Origin of the sequence: Hydrogenophaga sp. A37 (assembly GCF_002001205.1) — a bacterium.
GTDB lineage: Bacteria > Pseudomonadota > Gammaproteobacteria > Burkholderiales > Burkholderiaceae_C > Hydrogenophaga.
In genome coordinates, this window is record NZ_MUNZ01000146.1 from 1 (window position 1) to 18,245 (window position 18,245).

At 68.2% G+C, this 18,245-nt stretch carries 16 protein-coding genes; 7 read left to right on the top strand and 9 right to left on the bottom strand.

Annotation, left to right across the window (positions count from 1 at the left end):
- Positions 1–185: 185 nt before the first annotated feature.
- Positions 186–1,088: an NAD(P)-dependent oxidoreductase gene (locus B0E41_RS20505; protein ID WP_077333918.1), complete on the top strand. Its 903-nt coding sequence runs from the start codon at positions 186–188 to the stop codon at positions 1,086–1,088.
- Between the two features lie 191 nt (positions 1,089–1,279).
- On the opposite strand, the gene B0E41_RS20510 is transcribed toward B0E41_RS20505, so the two are convergent.
- Genes B0E41_RS20510 through B0E41_RS20520 form a run of 3 tightly spaced genes read right to left on the bottom strand, consistent with a single transcriptional unit; the run spans position 1,280 to position 2,967 of the window.
- Complete coding sequence (locus tag B0E41_RS20510; RefSeq protein ID WP_077333920.1) at positions 1,280–1,894, bottom strand: BON domain-containing protein; 615 nt, start codon at positions 1,892–1,894, stop codon at positions 1,280–1,282.
- Entirely contained in the window at positions 1,891–2,511 is a 621-nt protein-coding gene (locus B0E41_RS20515; RefSeq protein WP_077333922.1) for an SIS domain-containing protein, read from the bottom strand. Before B0E41_RS20515 ends, B0E41_RS20510 begins: the two co-directional genes overlap by 4 nt.
- 27 nt (positions 2,512–2,538) lie before the next feature.
- Positions 2,539–2,967 carry a YraN family protein gene (locus tag B0E41_RS20520; protein ID WP_077333923.1) on the bottom strand — a complete coding sequence of 143 codons (429 nt, stop codon included), beginning with the start codon at positions 2,965–2,967 and terminating at the stop codon, positions 2,539–2,541.
- Here B0E41_RS20520 and rsmI point away from each other — a divergent pair.
- On the top strand, positions 2,967–3,881 hold the full coding sequence (gene rsmI, locus B0E41_RS20525; RefSeq protein ID WP_253195053.1) for a 16S rRNA (cytidine(1402)-2'-O)-methyltransferase: 915 nt from the start codon (positions 2,967–2,969) through the stop codon (positions 3,879–3,881). The two genes, B0E41_RS20520 and rsmI, sit on opposite strands and share 1 nt — an antisense overlap.
- 4 nt (positions 3,882–3,885) lie before the next feature.
- Here the strand turns inward: rsmI and B0E41_RS20530 are convergent, their stop codons facing one another.
- Positions 3,886–4,212, bottom strand: a complete 327-nt coding sequence (locus B0E41_RS20530; RefSeq protein ID WP_077333925.1) for a hypothetical protein — start codon at positions 4,210–4,212, stop codon at positions 3,886–3,888.
- Between the two features lie 131 nt (positions 4,213–4,343).
- On the opposite strand from B0E41_RS20530, the gene B0E41_RS20535 reads away from it, so the two are divergent.
- The 5 genes from B0E41_RS20535 (at position 4,344) to B0E41_RS20555 (ending at position 9,763) form a co-directional block, all read left to right on the top strand.
- Positions 4,344–4,970 (top strand): DUF502 domain-containing protein, encoded by a 627-nt coding sequence (locus B0E41_RS20535; RefSeq protein ID WP_077333927.1) that lies wholly within the window; start codon positions 4,344–4,346, stop codon positions 4,968–4,970.
- Positions 4,967–7,660, top strand: a complete 2,694-nt coding sequence (locus tag B0E41_RS20540; protein ID WP_077333929.1) for a bifunctional acetate--CoA ligase family protein/GNAT family N-acetyltransferase — start codon at positions 4,967–4,969, stop codon at positions 7,658–7,660. The genes B0E41_RS20535 and B0E41_RS20540 overlap by 4 nt, the downstream gene beginning before the upstream one ends.
- Positions 7,661–7,697: 37 nt before the next feature.
- Entirely contained in the window at positions 7,698–8,339 is a 642-nt protein-coding gene (locus B0E41_RS20545) for a protocatechuate 3,4-dioxygenase (RefSeq protein ID WP_077333945.1), read from the top strand.
- 7 nt (positions 8,340–8,346) lie between these two features.
- Positions 8,347–9,354 carry a metal-dependent hydrolase gene (locus B0E41_RS20550; RefSeq protein ID WP_077333931.1) on the top strand — a complete coding sequence of 336 codons (1,008 nt, stop codon included), beginning with the start codon at positions 8,347–8,349 and terminating at the stop codon, positions 9,352–9,354.
- Positions 9,355–9,442: 88 nt separating this feature from the next.
- Positions 9,443–9,763 (top strand): EthD family reductase, encoded by a 321-nt coding sequence (locus B0E41_RS20555; protein WP_077333933.1) that lies wholly within the window; start codon positions 9,443–9,445, stop codon positions 9,761–9,763.
- A gap of 4 nt (positions 9,764–9,767) precedes the next feature.
- Here the strand turns inward: B0E41_RS20555 and B0E41_RS20560 are convergent, their stop codons facing one another.
- From B0E41_RS20560 to dinG, 5 genes are all read right to left on the bottom strand, one after another.
- Positions 9,768–10,238 (bottom strand): CopD family protein, encoded by a 471-nt coding sequence (locus tag B0E41_RS20560; protein WP_077333935.1) that lies wholly within the window; start codon positions 10,236–10,238, stop codon positions 9,768–9,770.
- A 148-nt stretch (positions 10,239–10,386) separates the two neighbouring features.
- Positions 10,387–12,618 (bottom strand): ATP-binding protein, encoded by a 2,232-nt coding sequence (locus B0E41_RS20565; RefSeq protein WP_077333937.1) that lies wholly within the window; start codon positions 12,616–12,618, stop codon positions 10,387–10,389.
- 228 nt (positions 12,619–12,846) lie between these two features.
- A complete protein-coding gene (locus B0E41_RS20570) occupies positions 12,847–14,412 on the bottom strand; it encodes a hypothetical protein (RefSeq protein WP_077333939.1) in 1,566 nt (521 codons plus the stop codon).
- The gene (locus tag B0E41_RS20575) at positions 14,413–15,888 is read right to left on the bottom strand and encodes an MBOAT family protein (protein WP_077333941.1); all 1,476 of its coding nucleotides are present in this window, start codon (positions 15,886–15,888) and stop codon (positions 14,413–14,415) included.
- A gap of 56 nt (positions 15,889–15,944) precedes the next feature.
- On the bottom strand, positions 15,945–18,245 hold a 2,301-nt coding region (gene dinG / locus B0E41_RS20580), incomplete at its 5' end, for an ATP-dependent DNA helicase DinG (RefSeq protein ID WP_363352208.1).

Sequence of the window (18,245 nt, forward strand, 5' to 3'; positions counted from 1 at the left end):
TCGCCAGGCCACTCGCGTTGCCCCTTGAGGGGGTGACGCGCCTAGTGGCGCGTCACCCCCTCAAGGGGCAACGCGAGTGGCCTGGCGAAGCCAGTTCCACCGCGTTCTGGGTCAGTCATCTCGCTCCGGCGACTCTTGTGCGCCGCTTGCTGGATAGCAAATCTCCCCAATTCAGGAGTTCTCTCATGAGCAGCATCGCCTCCAAAACCTACGAATCTGTTGCGCCGAAGAAGGTCGCTTTTCTCGGCCTGGGCGTCATGGGCTTTCCCATGGCCGGGCATTTGTCCAAGGCCGGGCATTCGGTGACGGTCTACAACCGCTCGCCGGCCAAGGCGCAGACCTGGGTGGCGGAGTTCGGTGGCGCCGCCAAGGCCACACCCCGCGAGGCGGCGGTGGGCGCCGACATCGTGTTTTCCTGCGTGGGCAACGACGACGACCTGCGCTCGATCACGCTGGGGGCCGACGGCGCATTCGCGGGCATGGCACCGGGCGCTGTGTTCGTGGACCACACCACCGCATCGGCCGATGTGGCGCGTGAGCTGTACACCGCCGCAAAGAACCTGGGGCTGTCATTTGTCGATGCCCCGGTCTCTGGCGGCCAGGCGGGTGCGCAGAACGGCATGCTGACGGTCATGTGTGGCGGCGATGCCCCAGCGTTCGACGCAGTGCAACCGGTCGGCATGGCGTTCTCGCGCGCCTTCACGCTGTTGGGCGCCAGCGGCGCGGGGCAGCTCGCCAAGATGGTCAACCAGATCTGCATCGCAGGGCTGGTGCAAGGGCTGTCGGAAGCCATCGCCTTCGGTCAGAAAGCCGGCCTGGACATGAACCAGGTGCTCGACGTGATCGGCAAAGGCGCGGCCCAGAGCTGGCAGCTCGACAACCGTGGCAAAACCATGGTGGCCGACAAATTCGACTTCGGTTTCGCCGTGGACTGGATGCGCAAAGACCTCGGTCTGGTGCTGGACGAGGCACGTCGCAACGGTGCCCGTCTACCGGTCACCGCGCTGGTGGACCAGTTCTATGCCGACCTGCAGGCCGCTGGCGGGAACCGGCTGGACACCTCCAGCCTCATCAAGCGGTTGAAATAGGCCCACCCCGCCGCGCTATTCGCGCGGCCCCCTCAAGGGGCGGCACTGGCGGCCCGGCAAAGCCGGTTCCGCGGTGCCCTGAGACCAGCCCCCTCTCCGGCGCGAAATGTCTTGATCCAAGGATGCGGTGGGCCCGGCTCCGCCGGGCCACTCGCATCGCCCCTGGGGGTGACGCGAAGCGGCGCGGGGGGTTACTTGATCCTCGCCAGCTCTTCTTCCGTGATGATTTCCAACACACGCACCACACGCTGGGCGCCCTTGGTGGTGCGAGCGACTTGCGTGGCGATGTCGGCTTCGCGCTGCGTCACACGACCCATCAGGTACACCGTGCCGCGCTCGGACACCACCTTGAAGGAGTTGGCCGAGATTTGTTTGGTGTCAAGCAGGCCCGCCTTGACCTTGCCGGTCAGCAGCGAGTCTTCGGCCTTTTCGGTGAAGGTCGGGCTGTTGGCGATGCCCAGCTCGTTGTAGACCATGAGCACGTTGTCCACCTGCTTGCCCACCGTCTCGGCCAGCGCCTTGTCGTTGGCATTGCCCACCTCGCCGGTCAACAGCAGGCGGCGGTTGTAGCTGGTCACGTTGATGCGGGCGCGCGTGCCCATCTGGTCGCGCAGGCGGTTGGCGGCACGCAACTCGATGCCCTGGTCGTCGAGCTGTGCGCCCGAGCTGCGGCGGTCGCCAACCACCATGGCACCGGTCAACGCAGCGCCGCCCACGGCCAGGGGTGCGCAAGCCGACAAGGTCGCGGCAGCGGCCAGGGCCAGGACAGCGACCGTCAGGCGGCCTTGAGTGTGGAAGGTCTTCATTTGGGGTTCTCCAGTTCGTTGGACAAGGTTTCGGGCAGACCCAGCAATTGGGCATCCACGCCGTCACAAATGCAGTGCAACACCAGGTGATGCACTTCGAGGATTCTTGCCGGCACGTCGTGCGGCACGCAGATGTGCACGTCGGTGTCGCGCAGCAGCTGCGTCAAGCGCCCGCCGCGCGCGCCGGTGAGCGCCACCACGGTCATGTCACGCTCATGGGCGGCCTCGACCGCCGACAGGATGTTCTGTGAGTTCCCTGAGGTCGACAGGGCCAGCAGCACGTCACCAGCCTGCCCCAGGGCGCGCACCTGGCGCGCAAACACCGCGCGCACATCAAAGTCGTTGACCAGACCGGTCAGCACCGCCGCGTCCGCCGACAGCGAAAACGCAGCCAGCTCGGGGCGCTCGCGTTCGTACCGACCGATGAAACTCGCGGCGAAGTGCTGGGCGGCGGCGGCCGACGCGCCGTTGCCACAGGACAGCACCTTGCCGCCCCCGGTGACACTGGCCAGCACCGCTGACGTGGCCGCCTCGACCACCGGTGCCAGCGACTGCGCGCACTGGTACTTCAGGTCGGCGCTGTCGATGAATTGTTGTTGTATCCGTTGCAGAAGCATGTGTTGATGATAGCGGCGCGCAGGGTGTCAAAAAGTGGCGGATGCATCAAAGGCACCGCGCAGCCACTCGGGTGCGATGCGCTCGTCCGGACCACCCTGGATCAGCACCACATCGAAGCGGCATGGGGGTTCTGATCCGAGCCGCATCAAAAAGTGCCGCGCGGCAAACACGATGCGCCGCTGCTTCAACGGCGTGATGCTTCCGCCGGCCCCGCCGTGGCTGGCGCTGCCCCGCTGCCGCACCTCGACGAACACCAGCGTGCCGTCTCGCTCGCGCATAATCAAATCGACCTCGCCACCGCCGCGACCGGGGGTCTTGAAGTTGCGCTGCACCAGCCTCAGCCCCTGCCGTTGCAGATGGTCCAGCGCCGCGTCTTCGGCCGCATCGCCCCGCTTTTTGGTGGTGACCGCGCCCGTCTGATCGGACGGATTCACCGGTTTTCTGGATAACCACATTGTCTGTTTCTCCCTCCCTGCTGACCGCCGCGCGTGACGCGGCAGCGCACCAGCATTATCCGCAGGGCGCGCTCTACATGGTGGCCACGCCCATCGGCAACCTGGCCGACATCACCTTGCGCGCCTTGCATGTGCTGTCGCTCGCAGACACCGTGGCCTGCGAGGACACACGCCACACCGCCTCCCTGCTGCAGGGCTACGGCCTGCACAAACCGCTGCTGGCCCTGCACGAACACAACGAAGCCGAAGCGGCGCAAACCGTCATACAGCGCCTGCGCGAAGGCCAGCGCGTGGCCTACGTGAGCGACGCCGGCACACCAGGCGTGAGCGACCCGGGCGCGCGCCTGTGTGCGGCCGTGGTCGCGGCCGGTTTGCGCTGCGTGCCGCTGCCTGGCGCGAGCAGCATCACCGCGCTCATGAGCGTGGCCGGCACCGGCGGGCACGACGGGCGCTTTGTCTTCACCGGTTTTCTCTCGCCCAAGGCCACCGAGCGCCAGCGCGAGGTGCAGACCATCGCCGCCGACAACCGGGCCTGCGTGCTGCTGGAGGCGCCGCACCGTATCGAGGCGCTGGCCAAAGACCTGGCCGCGCTCTGCGAGCGCCCCATCACGGTGGGCCGTGAACTCACGAAACAATTTGAAGAAGTTGCCCAGATGCCCGCCGTCGGTTTCCCCGCCTGGCTGCAGGGCGGAGCGCACCGCACGCGGGGCGAGTTCGTGTTGCTGGTGCACCCGCAGGCCGCCGTCGACAGCGGTGCGTTCGACGCCGCCACCCTGCGCACGCTGGACCTGCTGCTGGCCGAGCTGCCGGTGAAAACCGCCGTGAAGCTCTGTGCCGACATCACCGGCGCAGCACGCAACGCGCTCTACCAGGCGGCACTGGCAAGGCGACAGGCCAGCGCCGAGGAAGACTGAGCGTTCAGCGCAAGCGCTGCAACGGCTGCTCTGCCGTGGGTCGGGCAGCGCCCTCGGACACCTCGGTGGCGTCCACGTCCACCACCTCCCCGACGGGCTCCCGCCCGGGCCACACACCCTGCGTATAGCGCTGCGACTGCGCGCGCATGCGGCTGAACATCACCACCGGCGCCGGCTTGCGCCCGGTGATCAGCGACCACAGCGAAACCCCAACCACAACCACGATGGCGGCCAGCAGAAAGCTGAAAACGAACACGCCTGCGGCCAGCACCAGCATCAGCTTGATCAGGCCACGCAATACGCGGCCCAGGAAATCGGTCAGGTCATTCATGGTGTGAGGGAGTCGGCCGTTGGCCCAACGTTCCCTGGAAAGGACAAACAAACTGTCAGATAGGGCCATTGTCGGCCAATACAAGTCTGTTCGGAGATGCTCGAAACGTACCCGGCTGCTATGCTGGAAACATGACACCACCCACCCCGCCCGAACCCGCCCCGAAGCGCCTCTCGCAGTACTTCTTTCGCGGCCTGATCACCTTCCTGCCGCTCGCCATCACGGTGTACGTGCTGGTGCTGTTCGTGACCTGGACCGAGGGCACCGCCATGCAGATGCTGCGCCCTTTCATCGGTGATTTTTACCTGCCGGGCCTGGGCATCGCGCTGGGCGCGGCGTTGATCCTGGCGCTGGGTTTTCTCGTGTCACAACCCGTCACGGGCAAGCTGCTGTCGCTCATCGAACTGCCCTTCACCAACCTGCCGGTGGTGAAAAGCATTTACTCGTCATTGAAGAACTTCGCAGACTACTTTGCACCCCACGAACAGGACGCGCAGCAGGTCGTGCTGCTCAAGATGCCAGGCCACGAACTGAGCACCGTCGGCCTGGTGACGCGCCAGAGCATGAAAGGCCTGCCCAAGGGGCTGGCCGAGCTCGAAGACCAGGTGGCCGTCTACCTGCCCATGGGCTACATGATCGGCGGCTACACCGTGTTCGTGCCGCGCAGCTGGACCACACCCGTGGACATGACGGTGGAAGAGGCGATGCGCATGGCGCTGATCGCGTTCATGTCCTCTGGCAAACAGGACAAGTCATGAGCATCCGCCACCTCGACGCCCTCTTCGCCCCCCGCTCGGTCGCCGTGTTCGGCGCTTCCGAGCGCCCGGCCAGCGTGGGCGGCACGGTGTGGCGCAACCTGCACGGGGTGTTCCCCGGCCGGCTCTACCCGGTCAATCCCAAACACGCCACGCTCCATGGCGTGACGGCCTACGCCCATGTCGACGACCTGCCCGAGGCGCCCGACCTGGCCGTGATCTGCACGCCAGCCACCACCGTGGTGAAGCTGATCGAACAACTTGGCCAGCGCGGCACGCGCGCGGCCATCGTCGTCACGGCAGGGCTGGACAAAGCCACCAAGCAGGCCATGCTGGACGCCGCCAGGGTGCACACGCTGCGCATCCTTGGGCCCAACTGCATCGGGTTGCTGGTGCCGCACCTGGGCCTGAACGCCAGCTTCGCGCACATCAGCGCGCTGCCCGGCGAGCTGGCTTTTGTGTCGCAGTCGGGCGCCCTGGTCACCGCCATGCTGGACTGGGCGGCGTCGCGCGGCATCGGCTTCTCGCACTTCGTCTCGCTCGGCGAACGCGCCGACGTGGACTTCGGCGACATGCTCGATTTCCTCGGCAGCGACCCCAAAACCCGCGCCATCCTGCTCTACATCGAGTCCATCGACGAGAGCCACAAATTCATGTCGGCCGCGCGTGCCGCGGCGCGCAACAAGCCGGTGATCGTGGTCAAGGCCGGGCGGTCCAGCGCGGGCCAGGCCGCCGCCGCCTCGCACACCGGCGCGCTCGCTGGCTCCGACGCGGTATTCGACGCAGCCATCGCGCGCTCGGGCATGTTGCGCGTGCTCACCCTGCCCGACCTGTTCCTCGCGGCCGAGACGCTGGCGCGCTTTCGCGACGGGCCGTCGGACAGCCTCACCGTGCTCACCAACGGCGGCGGTGCCGGCGTGATGGCGGCCGATGAAGCCTCGGCCCTCGGCGTGCCGCTCGCGACACTCGACGACGCCATGCTCGCGCGGCTGGACGCCGTGTTGCCCGGCAACTGGTCGCGCGACAACCCGGTGGACATCATCGGCGACGCGCCCGCCGCGCGCTACGTGGCCGCGCTCGACGCGCTCGCGCACGACACCGGCAGCGCCGTGCTCTTCATCCACGCGCCCACCGCCATCGTGCCCAGCGCCGAGATCGCACAGGCCTTGCTGCCGCAGGTGACGGCGCAGCCGAAGCGCGTGCTCGGCTGCTGGCTCGGCGACCAGGCGGTGGCCCAGGCGCGCCAGACTTTCCGCGACGCCGGTGTGCCCGACTTCAACACGCCCGAAGACGCCGTGCGCGCCTTCTCGTTCTTGCGCAGCTACCGCCTGCACCAGGAAGAGCTGCTGCAGACACCGCCCGCGCGCAGCGCCGCACACGCGCCCGACCTGCCCGCCATCCGCGCCATCGTGGACGCGGTGCTGGCCGAAGGTCGCGAGCTGCTCACCGAGCCCGAAGCCAAGGCATTGCTCGGCGCCGCCGGCCTGCCGGTCGTGCCCACGCGCGTGGTCTGCGCAAGTGCCGACGAAGCCCAGGCCGCTGCCGATGCCCTGGGTTATCCGGTGGTGGTGAAAATCCTCTCGCACGCCATCAGCCACAAGAGCGACGTGGGCGGCGTGCGGCTGAACATCGGCAACGCCAGCGAACTGCGCGAGGTCTGCACCAGCATGCTGGCGCGCGTGCGCGAGCTGCGGCCCGACGCCGACGTGCAGGGCTTCACCGTGCAGCCCATGGTGCGCCTGAAACACGCGCACGAACTCATCATCGGTGCCAGTGTCGATGGGATCTTCGGCCCGGTCATCCTGTTCGGCGCGGGGGGCACGGCGGTGGAGGTGCTGGCCGACCGCGCGCTGTCGCTGCCGCCGCTCAACACCCCGCTGGCGCTGGCGCAGATTCAGCGCACGCGCATCGCGAAGCTGCTCAAGGGCTACCGCGACGAACCCGCCGCCGACATCGACGCCATCGCCCAGGTGCTGGTGAGCGTGTCGCAACTGCTGGCCGAGGTACCTGAAATCGCCGAGCTGGACATCAACCCCCTGCTGGCCAATCACGAGCGGGCGGTGACGCTTGATGCGCGTGTGCGCGTGTCGGCCAAGAAGCCCGCCGGTGCCGCCAACTTCGCCATCCAGCCCTATCCGGCCGAGCTGATCGAAACCTGGGACTGGAAGGGCCAGTCCGTCGCGCTGCGCCCCATCCGCCCGGAAGACGAAGCGCAGCACCGCGCCTTCCTGGAGAAGCTCGACCCCGAAGACATCCGCCTGCGCGTCTTCTACAGCCGCCGAAGCATCGAACACAGCGAGCTCGCGCGGCTCACGCAGATCGACTACGCCCGCGAGATGGCCTTCATCGCCACGCGCCACATCGATGGCGACGGTGAAGAGACCCTGGGTACCGTGCGCGCCACGGTGGACCCTGACAACCACACCGCCGAGTTCGGCGTTATCGTGCGCTCCGACCTCAAGGGCTCGGGCCTGGGGCACCGGCTCATGAACAAGATGGTGGCCTACCTGCGCGCGCGCGGCACGCAGCGGCTGGTGGGCACCGTGCTGCGCGAAAACAGCGCCATGCTGGAACTTGCGCGCGCGCTCGGCTTCCAAGAGAGCGCCAACCCCAACGATGCGGACGACCACAGCGTGCGCTTCGTGGCGCTGGATTTGCAGCCCACCGCCAACCCGGACGCCCGCTCGGGCTGAGCCGGACATGGGCTTCCCCCTGTTCAAGGAGCCCGCCATGCCGTCGAACCGTCCACCCTCGCGCCGCACCCTGCTCACCCGCAGCGCCGGCCTGATCGCTGCGACCGCAGCGCCCGTCTGGCTCACGCCCGCGCTGGCGCAGGGCACACCCCTGCGCCCCACGCCCGGCCAGACCGAGGGCCCCTACTACCCCGTGGCCCTGCCGGCCGACACCGACTTCGACCTGCTGCGCAACGGCGCCGCGAGCTACCGCAAAGGCGAGGCCGCCTGGGTGCAAGGGGTGGTGACCGACACACGCGGGGTGCCGGTGTCGGGCGCGGTGGTTGAAATCTGGCAATGCGACCAGGACGGCCACTACCACCACCCGAGCGACGGCGGCAAGGCCGACCCGGCTTTCCAGGGCTTCGGGCGGATCACCGTGGGCAAGGACGGCGCCTACCGCTTCCGCACCCTCCGACCCGCGCCGTACAGCGGGCGCACACCGCACATCCACGTCAAGGTCAGGCTCGACCGGCAGGAACTGCTGACCACCCAGTTCTACGTGGCCGGTGACCCGGGCAATGCGCGCGATGGGCTCTGGCGCCGTCTCGGCGAACAGGGCCAGGCCGCGCTCACGCGCCCGTTCGTGCCAGGGGCCGACGGCCTGCGGGCCGAGTTCCCCATCGTTGTCCAGGCATAGCGCCTGCATGGATTCACTGACCCAGATCGCCCTAGGCTCCGCCGTCGTCGTGGCCACCATGGGCCGCCGCACCGCCGTGTGGAAAGCGGCGATGTGGGGCGCGGTGGCCGGCACCCTGCCCGACCTCGACGCCTTCATCGACCACGGCGACGCCATGCTCAACATGGTGCTGCATCGCGGCGAGAGCCATGCCCTGTTCTACCTCACCCTGTTCGCTCCGCTGCTGGCCTGGCTGGTCGCGTGGGTGCACGGCGAAAGCGCACTGTTCAGACGTTGGACACTCGCCCTCTGGCTCGCGCTCATCACCCACCCGCTGCTGGACGCGATGACGCTGTACGGCACCCAACTGCTGCTGCCATTCACCAACCACCCCTACGGCGTAGGCAGCGTCTTCATCATCGACCTCGCCTACACCCTGCCGCTGATCGTGGGCACGGTCGCGGCGCTGCGCATGAAAGACCTCGCACGCGGCCTGCGCTGGAACGCGATGGGCTTGGTCCTCAGCACCGCCTACCTGGCCTGGGGCGTGGGCGCGCAGTGGCAGGTGGAGCGCATTGCCCGCGCGTCGTTGCAACAGGCCGGCATCGAGGCCGAGGGCCTGCTGGTCACGCCGACGCCGTTCAACACCGTGCTCTGGCGCCTCGTGGCCACCACGCCCACGCAATACCACGAGGGCTTTTACTCGTTCATGGACGCCACCCCCACCGTGCGCTGGACCGCCCACCCGCGCGGCGCCGAGCTGATGACACAACACGGCCAGGCCGAGCGGGTGGCGCGCCTGGCCGCGTTCACCCACGGCTTCTACCGACTGGCCGCGACGCCCGACGGGCAACTGCGCATCACCGACCTGCGCATGGGCCAGGAGCCCGATTACACCTTCAACTTCGACCTCGGTCCGCTCAGCGCCGTCGGCTCCGTGCCGACCCAGCACATGAGCCAACGGCCCGATGTCGGCCCCGCCCTGTCCCAACTGTGGACGCGCCTGCAAGGTCACGACGGGCCCTCGCCCCGCTAGCTCGGTCAACGGTGCACTTGCCGGAATCCACCCTCGGGTGCACGATGCGCCGACCCGGCGATGTGGCCGGGCAACCCTGGAGACAACCATGATCAAAGTCAGCGTGATGTACCCCAACGGCCCCGGCACCCACTTCGACCACGGCTACTACCGCGACAAACACATGCCGCTGGTGAAGGCCCGGCTGGGCGCGCCGCTGAAGTACTACACGGTGGACAAAGGGCTGGGTGGTGGTGCACCCGGCGCACCGCCCACCTACGCCGCCAGCGGCCACCTGTTCTTCGACAGCGTCGAAGACTTCCAGACCTCGTTCGGCCCGCACACGGCAGAGATCATGGGCGACATCCCCAACTACACCGACATCACGCCGGTGATTCAGATCAACGAAGTGGTGGTCGGCAAACCCTGAGGGTTCACGCCATCAGCAAGGTGATCACGATGATCACCAGCCCGATGGCGAGGTTGATGCTCACCCAGGTGCGGATGCTCGCCAGCGCGGCGCCACCCTTGGGCCAGTCGCTGGCCGCGACCGCAGCCGACAGGCGCTTGAACAGCGCAAACCGGATGTGGCCAAAGATGCCCATCATCACGATGCCGAGCGTGGCCATGATCGTCCAGTCCAGCGGCATGTTGAAGCCGAGCCCAGCCTGCACCGAGTCTTTGGCGGCGCGGCCGATCATCCACACACCGGTGGTGAGAACCACCCCGATGGCCACCAGCACGGCGGCAAAGAAACGCTGCAGCGCGCCGTGCATCAGTCGGATGCGTTGCGCTGGCTCCAGCGACATGGCGGCCGGGCGCAGGAAGAACTGGGCGAAGACCATGCCGCCGATCCAGACGACGATGGCGAGGATGTGAAGCAGTTTGAGGATGGCGTAGAGCATGGTGTTGAAAGCGGCTGGACTGAGACAGGTACGAACAGGTGAGAACAGGCAAATCTGACGATACCACCCGCTTTGCGCGGCTGCGTTTCCCCGCTGCAACCGCAGGGAATGCCAAGCGTTGACCATCGACACGGCTGGTGGTGACCCGTCAGCCGTGTTTCTGAGCCAGCGCCGCGCGGACCGCACGATCCAGATCGATGCGCCTGTAGGGCTTGCTCAGCAGCAGGGCACCTTCATCGAGCCGCCCTTGGTGAACGATGGCGTTTTCGGTGTAGCCCGAGGTGTACAGCACCCGCAGCTCCGGACGCCATCGGCGCGCTGCATCGGCCAACGCACGACCGTTCATGCCACCGGGCATGACGATATCGGTGAACAGCAACTGCACGTCGGCACGCTGCTCCAGCACCGCCATGGCTGAGGGACCGTCGCTGGCTTCGATCACCGTGTAGCCGAGGCTGCGCAATGCGGTCAGTGCCACTTGGCGCACCGCATCATCGTCTTCCACCAGCAAGACGGTGTCGCTGCCGCCCACGATGGTGTCGTCGTCATCGGCGGTTGCCATGACAGCAGCAGCACCGCTGGCACGCGGCAGGTACAGCTTGACGCTGGTGCCCTGCAGCGGCTCAGAGTAGATCGCGACATGACCTGCCGACTGTTTGACGAAGCCGTAGACCATGGAAAGACCCAGACCCGTTCCCTTGCCTGTTTCCTTTGTGGTGAAGAATGGCTCGAAAACGCGCTGCAGGTGCTCGGGAGCGATGCCCTGGCCGGTGTCGGACACCGCCAGCATCACATACTGGCCGGGCGGGATGTCGCCGGTACGGGCGGCGTATTCCTTGTCCAGCCGCACGTTGGCGGTCTCGATCGTCAGGCGACCACCTCCCGGCATCGCGTCTCGCGCATTCAGGCACAGGTTGAGCAGCGCGTTCTCGAGCTGGCTCTGGTCGACCATCGCAGGCCACAGACCGCCTGCGCGGATGATTTCGATCTGGATGTGTTCACCCAGCGTGCGCCGCAACATCGGGTCCAGCCCCGCCACCAGCCGGTTCAGGTCCAACGGTTTCGGGTCCAGTGCCTGCTTGCCGGCAAATGCCAGCAACCGTTGCGTCAGCGCCCCGCCGCGGCGCGCTGCCTTGGTGATCGATTGGAGCAACCGGATCTGATCAGGGTCGCCGGCGACCTCCTCCAGCATCACCTCGGCACTGCCCGAGACCACCAGCAGCAGGTTGTTGAAATCATGGGCGATGCCGCCGGTGAGCTGGCCGATGGCTTCCATGCGCTGTGACTTCTGCAGCCGGACATGGAGCTCTGCAATGTCGCTGCGTTGTTGTTCAAGCGACTGTGCGGTCTGGTTGAGCAAGGCCATCAGCTCGCCCAGCTCACCGCGCGGCAGGGGTGCCTCGATCCGCGCCGACAGATCGCCACCGATCAGCCGCTGGGCCATGTGCGTGATGCGGTCCACCTGACGCCGGATGCTCACCTCGGCCACCGTCCACATGGCCAAGAACAGCACCAAAGCCGTCGCGGCCAGGAAGATCAGGTCCTGCCAGAATCGCTGATCGGCTTCCTGCACCAGCACGTGCTTGGGCACGCCCGCTGCGAGGTGAATACCGGCCTGTTTCAACAGCGGGTGTTCGGCCACGGCCCACACCTGGCTCTGACCGACCGGATCACCCACCTCACCCGTGCGCTGTCCCCCTGCACCGATGAACTTGAACAGGGCGGTGTCGGCCAGGGAAGCCCCCGCCGGATCACCTGCGCCGGCATGGCCCGAAGTCGCCAACACCTGTCCCTTTTCGCTGAGCAGCAACAACTGCGTCTGCGGCGAGAACGTCGGACGGTCTTCGACCAGTTTCTGCAGGTCCAGCGAGGCCAGGAGAACAAAGAGCAGCTCACCCTCCTTGGATCGCACCGGATGGGCCACTTGCATCACCGCCAACCCGGTCAGCCGGCCGAAGACCGGCTCCAGCACGACACCGCCAGGCGCCGCCACGGCGGCCTTGAAATAGGCGCGGTCGCGCAGGTCAAGCTCACGGCCTGTGCGCAGCGAGTCGCAATACAGGCGCCCGTCGGGCAATATGGTCAGGATGCCGGTGTATTGGGGATGGGCTTCACGCACCTCGGACAGGAAGGCCGAGCAGCTTGCGCGGTCCGCCCCCGGCAGCAGGTCATCGGCGCGTGCCAGTCCGTACAGCAGCTGTGTCGTGCCCAGCACACGCTCATTGAGCAACCCTGCCTGTTGCTGGACCAGCGCCGCCAGTTGCTGGGTGTCCTCCTTGATCGAGGCTTGCCGCATCTGAAGAAACCGCGCTGCCCCGAGCAGCACCGGCAACAAAGTGGCCAGCAACGTCAGCAACAACAATCGCGACCGGATGCTCATCACAACTCCTCGTGGCGGTCAGGGGCGGCGGCTGTCAGCGAGCCGAACGAACGGAGACGGGATCAACCTGCGGCTTTAGAACCGCTGCCCAGACCATACCTTGTTCTGTGCGCGCACCGGCCCATCACCGGGTCACGTCATTCAGCACGCCGGTGGCTGCAGCGGTTTGAGGGTGGCGAAGAGCATAGGGCCAACATCACAGGGACATCGGTCCCGCCGGCCCAGCCCTCACCGCCCCGTTTCGCCGGCCATCACCGACGGACCGGTGGGCCGCAGCGCCAGCCCCAGCAGACGGAACTGCGGGCAGTGCCCCTCCCCGCTCAGTTCCAGGCGCAGTGTCTGGATCTCGCCGACCGGCCGCCCGTCGGCGGCCCGCCAGCCGTCCAGGCCGCTGTGGGCGCCGACGTGAAGCCAGCGCACGCTGTGGTCGCGGTGGAAACGGGGGTCTTTCGACCCCCTCCAGAACAGCTGGACGGGCACCGCCGCCGTTCCGTCCTGGCAGACCAGGCGAAGCGACAGGCCGGCGGCGCCCACCAGGGGTTGGGGCAAGTTGAAGGTCATCGACGCGGATCCCGAGGTCAACTGGAATCCATCGCCCGACGTGCCCTGGCGCACCACCCCGTTCATCTCGACGAGCTCGGCGGCGTGCGACACGCCCTCGGGTTCGCCGGGACCGGGCGCCGGTGGATACAGCAGAAAATTGGCAAACGCCGGGACGGCGAGCGAGCGCTCCACCACGGTCACGATCACCACCTCGGGGCGCACCTCATCGAGCAGCCGCATCAGTTGGCCGCCGTCCTTGTGCACGTCCCGCCAGTGCAGGGTCACCACCTCGGCAAAGGTGCGGTGCATCAGGCGCTCCATGCCCTTGCCGAACGAGTCCGTGAGCCAGAGCACGCGCTGGGGGTTGAGCGCCCTGTCGTGGCGGACCTGGATCGGGAAGGTCACGGCCACCCGCGAACTGGCCATGCGCGCCGGGTCCAGCCGCTCGCCGGTGTCATACCGCCGGAGAATCCGCGTGCCCAGCGCCTCGGTCACGGCGAGCACGGGATCTTCATCCCTCAGCCACGGCCCGAGCCGCAGAAAGTCCGCCAGATCGCCGCCGGGTCGGGATTTCAGGCGCACCAGACGGTGCTCGTCCGGCGAGGGCCAGGTGACGCCGGGCAGGTCGGCCCGCAGCCGTTGCGCCAGCGCGCCAAAGGCATGGGACGCGCCCAGCGTATTCCAGTGGGTGTCGTTCCGGAAGAACAGGGGGGTCGGTGCAGTGGCGGCGGCACGCTGCAACAGAGCGCGGCTGTCGACAAACAGGCTCGGGTCGGCATGGGCCAGCAGCGTGTCGGTGACCCCTTGCCCGGGGGGCAGGGCCCATCGCGGCAGGTGCTCGGGGTACACGGACTCCTTGTCCGGGGCCACCAAGATCTGGAAGGCCTGCACGCCCCGGCCCCGCAGGTGGGCAGCCCATCGGCGGGCGCCATCGCCATAGGACTGCCCCAGACGGGCGTCGCTCGCCTGGCCGGTGCGGCGATGGGCCGACAGCGACCCGCCATACGCGTCGCCCAGGTACAGCCAGCCGGCACGGCCGACCACCGCTTCCTTTGGCGAGACGCTGATGCCCAGCCGGTACAGCACCCCGCTGGCGGCGCGCAGCAGCGGCGCCGACGAGAACCAGCGCTCGACGGTGCAGCAGGCCGCGCCGGGCGGGGCCGGGACCAGCCACCCGTTGAGCAGTGGCAATACCGCCAGGCCCAACAGTGTGGCCAGCAGCATCCGCAGAGAACGACGCTTCAGGTTCATCTAGAAGTTGAAGTAGAGGAACACGGAGCCCGTGCTCGTGAGGGTCGCGACCAGGGCGGCGATCAGCAGCAGGGTGCCCGCCGCCACCTTGGCGTCGGGCATCCCCGCGTTGACCCAGCGGATCGCGTTGGGGCGGGGCAGGATGCAAAAGGCCAGCGCGATCATCAGGAGCGCCGGCGCGTGGGCCACGAAGGGTGCCGGCGCCACCCGCAGCAGCGCGTCGCCCAGCCAGCCGGACCACGCCAGCGCGTCGGTGGGCACGTCCACCAGCGGCACGCGGCGCAGCGTTGGCATGTCCACCATGCCGGAGAGCACCCGGCGGGCGCTGTCCCAGTCTTTGGCGCGGAAGAACACCCAGGCCACGTTGACGAACAGGAAGGTCAGGCCCCAGCCCAGCCAGCGCGGCATGCGCCCGCCCAGCTGCCCCCAGACGCGGTGCACCACCAGGGCCAGGCCGTGCAGCAGCCCCCAGATGACGAACATCCACGAGGCGCCGTGCCACAGCCCCCCGAGGGTGAAGGTCACGATCAGGTTGAGGTGGGTGCGGAACCGGCCGGCGCGGTTGCCGCCCAGCGGGATGTAGAGGTGGTCGCGCAGGAAGTGGCTGAGCGTGATGTGCCAGCGGCGCCAGAAGTCCTGGATGCTGGTCGCGCGGTAAGGCGAATCGAAGTTGATCGGCAGCCAGATGTTGAACAGCAGCGCCACGCCCATGGCCATGTCGCAGTAGCCGCTGAAATCGAAATACAGCTGGAAGGTGTACGAGAGGCTGGCGACCCAGGCGCCGACCATGTCGAGCGGCCCCGTGCCGTCAAAACCGGCGTCCGCCCACCCCGCAAACACGTCCGCGATCGCCACCTTCTTGAACAGGCCGACCGCAAACAGCAGGCCGCCCTTGACGAGGTGGGACTCGCGCGGCAGCCAGGTCCAGCGCGAGTTGAACTGCGGCATGATCTGGCTGTGCTGCACGATCGGCCCCGCGATCAGGTGGGGGAAGAAGGTCACGAACAGCGCGTAGTTCAACAGGTCGTAGTGGCCGGTTTCACCTCGGTGGCTGTCCACCAGGTAGACGATCTGGGTGAAGGTGAAAAAACTGATCGCCAGCGGCAGCGCCACCGGGTCCGCCTGGTAGGCCACACCCCAGAGCCAGGCCAGGTTCTCGGTGATGAAGTGGATGTATTTGTAGTAGGCCAGCGCCAGCAGGTTGAGGGTGATGCCGGCGATCAGCCATCGGCGTTTCCGTCGCGGCGCCTTGTCCGCCGGCCAGCGCGCCAAGCGCCGGCCCAGCAGAAAATTCAGGCCGATGGACACCAGAATCAGCGGCAGGTAGACCCAGTTCCAGTAGCCATAGAAAAACAGGCTGGCCAGCACCAGCCAGGCCTTGCCGAGCACGGTGCGGCGCGACCGGTTCAGCTGGAAATACACCAGCAGGGTCACCGGCAGGAAGACGAAGATGAAGGGCCAGCTGCTGAAAACCACGGGTGCCCTCCTTCAGACCCGGGCACAACGCCCAGGCAGCATCCCGGCGGCGCGGATCAACGCACCACCTCGGTCAGCCGCTCGCCGTCACGCCGCTGCAGCCGGTACGGCGGCAGCCCTTTGAGCATGCGCCGGCCATAGCTCTGCCGCAGCAGCCGCGCGTCGTAACAGACCACCACGGCCTCGTCGGTCTCGGTGCGCAGCGCGCGGCCGGACCACTGCAGCAGGCGCGCGCCGGTGGCGGGCACCACGAGCTCGCTGAACGGGTCGCGGCCCTGGGCCTTGAGCCAGTCGGCGCGCGCCTGACCCACCGGGTCGCTGGGCGAGGCGAACGGCAGCTTGGTGATGAACACCCACTCGCAGAGTTCGCCCGGCAGGTCGAGCCCTTCGCCGAACGACTGCAAGCCGAAGAGGATCGAGGCCTGGCCGTCGGCCACACGCTCGGCGTGGCGCTTGAGCAGCTGCGTGCGCGAGGCCTCGCCCTGCACCAGCACCCGGCCGCGCAGATCGCTGTGCAGGCCACGCTCCAGCAACTCCTGCGCGCGCTTCATCTGCGCCTTCGAGGTGAACAGCACCAGCGCGCCACGCCGCACCTCGGCCAGGTCGGTCATCAGCAGGTCGAGCATCTCGCGGGTGTAGGCCTCCACGTCCTTCGGGTCGGCCTGGGTCTGCACCACCACCAGGCGACCCTGGTTGGCGTGGTCGAAGGGGCTTTGCACCTCACGCGCTTTCACGTCGTCGTCAAAGGCCAGGCCGCTTTCGTGCAGGAAGTGGTCGAACGAGCCGCAGGTGACCAGCGAGGCCGAGGTGGCCACGGCCGCGCGCACCTTGCTCCAGAGGTGGGCGCGCAGCAGGCTGCCGGGGTTCAGCGGGCAGGCGTGCGCGCTGAGCGTGACGGCGCCGTGCATCACGCCCGCCTCCAGCCACTTGGCCAATGGCGGCTGGCCGGCGACCGGCTCCTGCAGCCACAGCTCGGCCGTGGCCTGCAGGTGTTGCAGGCGCGGCGCCTGGCTGCCGATGCGGCTGTAGAGCTGGGCGCAGCGCGGCGCGTCGGCCGGGTTGTCGCGGGCGTTGGCCTTGAGCTGGTTGGCGATGGCCTCGAACACCTTGATCAGCGCGGTCGCGCGGCTCTCGATCTGGCCCAGGGTCTCCATCCAGTCGGGCGGGATCGCGCCGCCCTCGAAGCGCTCGGTCACGCTGGGCGCGGTGGATTCAAAGCCGCCGCCGCGCGGGCGATGGCCCGCCTGACGGCCGGTGAGTGCCAGCCACTCGGGCGACTCGCTGACACGCGCCATGGCGCGGCGCGCGAGGTCGGCCTGCGCGGCCTTCAGCTCGCGCGCCAGCGTGGCCACGTCTTCGGTCGGCGTGTGGGCGATGGCGCCGGCCACGTCGCTCACCGCGCGCGGCAGCTTGTCGAGCCAGCCGCCGCGCATCAGGTCCATGCTTTCGGTGAACTGGCCCTGCGCCACGGCGCCGAGGTGGTGGGCCTCGTCGAACACGATGTAGCAGTCCGACGGGTCGGGCAGCGCGTGCAGACCGAGGGTGGCGAGCAGCAGGTCGTGGTTGACCACGATCACCTGCGACTGCGCCAGCCGCGCGCGCGCCTGGTAGTAGCTGCAGCTGTTGTAGCTGGGGCAGTGGCGCGCGGTGCAGGTGTGGCGCTCGGCGGCCACCGGACCCCAGAGCTCGGGCTCGGGCGGTTCGTCGAGCCGGTCGCGGTCACCGTCCCAGGCGCCGCCGTCCAGCTGCTGGGCCCACACGGTGTAGGTCTTGGCGCGCAGGGCCCAGCGCTCCGCTTCGCGCGCCGAGGCCGCGGCGTTGGCGACCACGGTCGCGGCGGCGGCTTCGGGAGCCTGCTGCGCGTCCGGCAGCTCCTCGGTCTCAAACAGATCGGCGCTGGCCGCATCGCCGCCGGCCAGCTGATCGAGCTTCAGGCGGCACACGTAGCGCCCGCGCCCCTTGGCCAGCGAAAAGGTGAAGGGCTGGGGCAGCGCGGCCGCGAGCGCCGGCAGGTCCTTGGCCATAAGCTGCTCCTGCAGCGCCACGGTGGCGGTGGAGATCAACACGCGCTTCTGCTGCGCGATGGCCAGCGGGATCACGGTGGACGCATACGCCGCCGACTTGCCCACGCCCGTGCCGGCCTGCACCACGGCGATGGCGCGCGGCCCGTTGTAGGGCACGGCCTCGGCCCCCTTCTCTGGCTTGGGCGGCCAGTCCACCGGGCTCAGTGTCTCGGCGATGTGCGCCGCCATCTCGCGCTGGCCGGCGCGGGCGCGAAAACCGTCGAGGCGGCCGACCACGTGGTCGAACGCGCCCAGGGCCAGGGCCTCGCGCGCGAGGGGGCCGCGGGGTGGGCT

What these genes read in the sequence shown, in the direction of transcription:
- B0E41_RS20550 (WP_077333931.1), top strand. Translation starts at nt 8,347, where the DNA reads ATGGATTCACTGACCCAGATCGCCCTAGGCTCCGCCGTCGTCGTGGCC.
- B0E41_RS20530 (WP_077333925.1), bottom strand. Translation starts at nt 4,212, where the DNA reads ATGAATGACCTGACCGATTTCCTGGGCCGCGTATTGCGTGGCCTGATC.
- B0E41_RS20540 (WP_077333929.1), top strand. Translation starts at nt 4,967, where the DNA reads ATGAGCATCCGCCACCTCGACGCCCTCTTCGCCCCCCGCTCGGTCGCC.
- B0E41_RS20535 (WP_077333927.1), top strand. Translation starts at nt 4,344, where the DNA reads ATGACACCACCCACCCCGCCCGAACCCGCCCCGAAGCGCCTCTCGCAG.
- B0E41_RS20570 (WP_077333939.1), bottom strand. Translation starts at nt 14,412, where the DNA reads ATGAACCTGAAGCGTCGTTCTCTGCGGATGCTGCTGGCCACACTGTTG.
- B0E41_RS20555 (WP_077333933.1), top strand. Translation starts at nt 9,443, where the DNA reads ATGATCAAAGTCAGCGTGATGTACCCCAACGGCCCCGGCACCCACTTC.
- B0E41_RS20520 (WP_077333923.1), bottom strand. Translation starts at nt 2,967, where the DNA reads ATGTGGTTATCCAGAAAACCGGTGAATCCGTCCGATCAGACGGGCGCG.
- B0E41_RS20515 (WP_077333922.1), bottom strand. Translation starts at nt 2,511, where the DNA reads ATGCTTCTGCAACGGATACAACAACAATTCATCGACAGCGCCGACCTG.
- B0E41_RS20560 (WP_077333935.1), bottom strand. Translation starts at nt 10,238, where the DNA reads ATGCTCTACGCCATCCTCAAACTGCTTCACATCCTCGCCATCGTCGTC.
- B0E41_RS20565 (WP_077333937.1), bottom strand. Translation starts at nt 12,618, where the DNA reads ATGAGCATCCGGTCGCGATTGTTGTTGCTGACGTTGCTGGCCACTTTG.
- B0E41_RS20510 (WP_077333920.1), bottom strand. Translation starts at nt 1,894, where the DNA reads ATGAAGACCTTCCACACTCAAGGCCGCCTGACGGTCGCTGTCCTGGCC.
- B0E41_RS20505 (WP_077333918.1), top strand. Translation starts at nt 186, where the DNA reads ATGAGCAGCATCGCCTCCAAAACCTACGAATCTGTTGCGCCGAAGAAG.
- B0E41_RS20545 (WP_077333945.1), top strand. Translation starts at nt 7,698, where the DNA reads ATGCCGTCGAACCGTCCACCCTCGCGCCGCACCCTGCTCACCCGCAGC.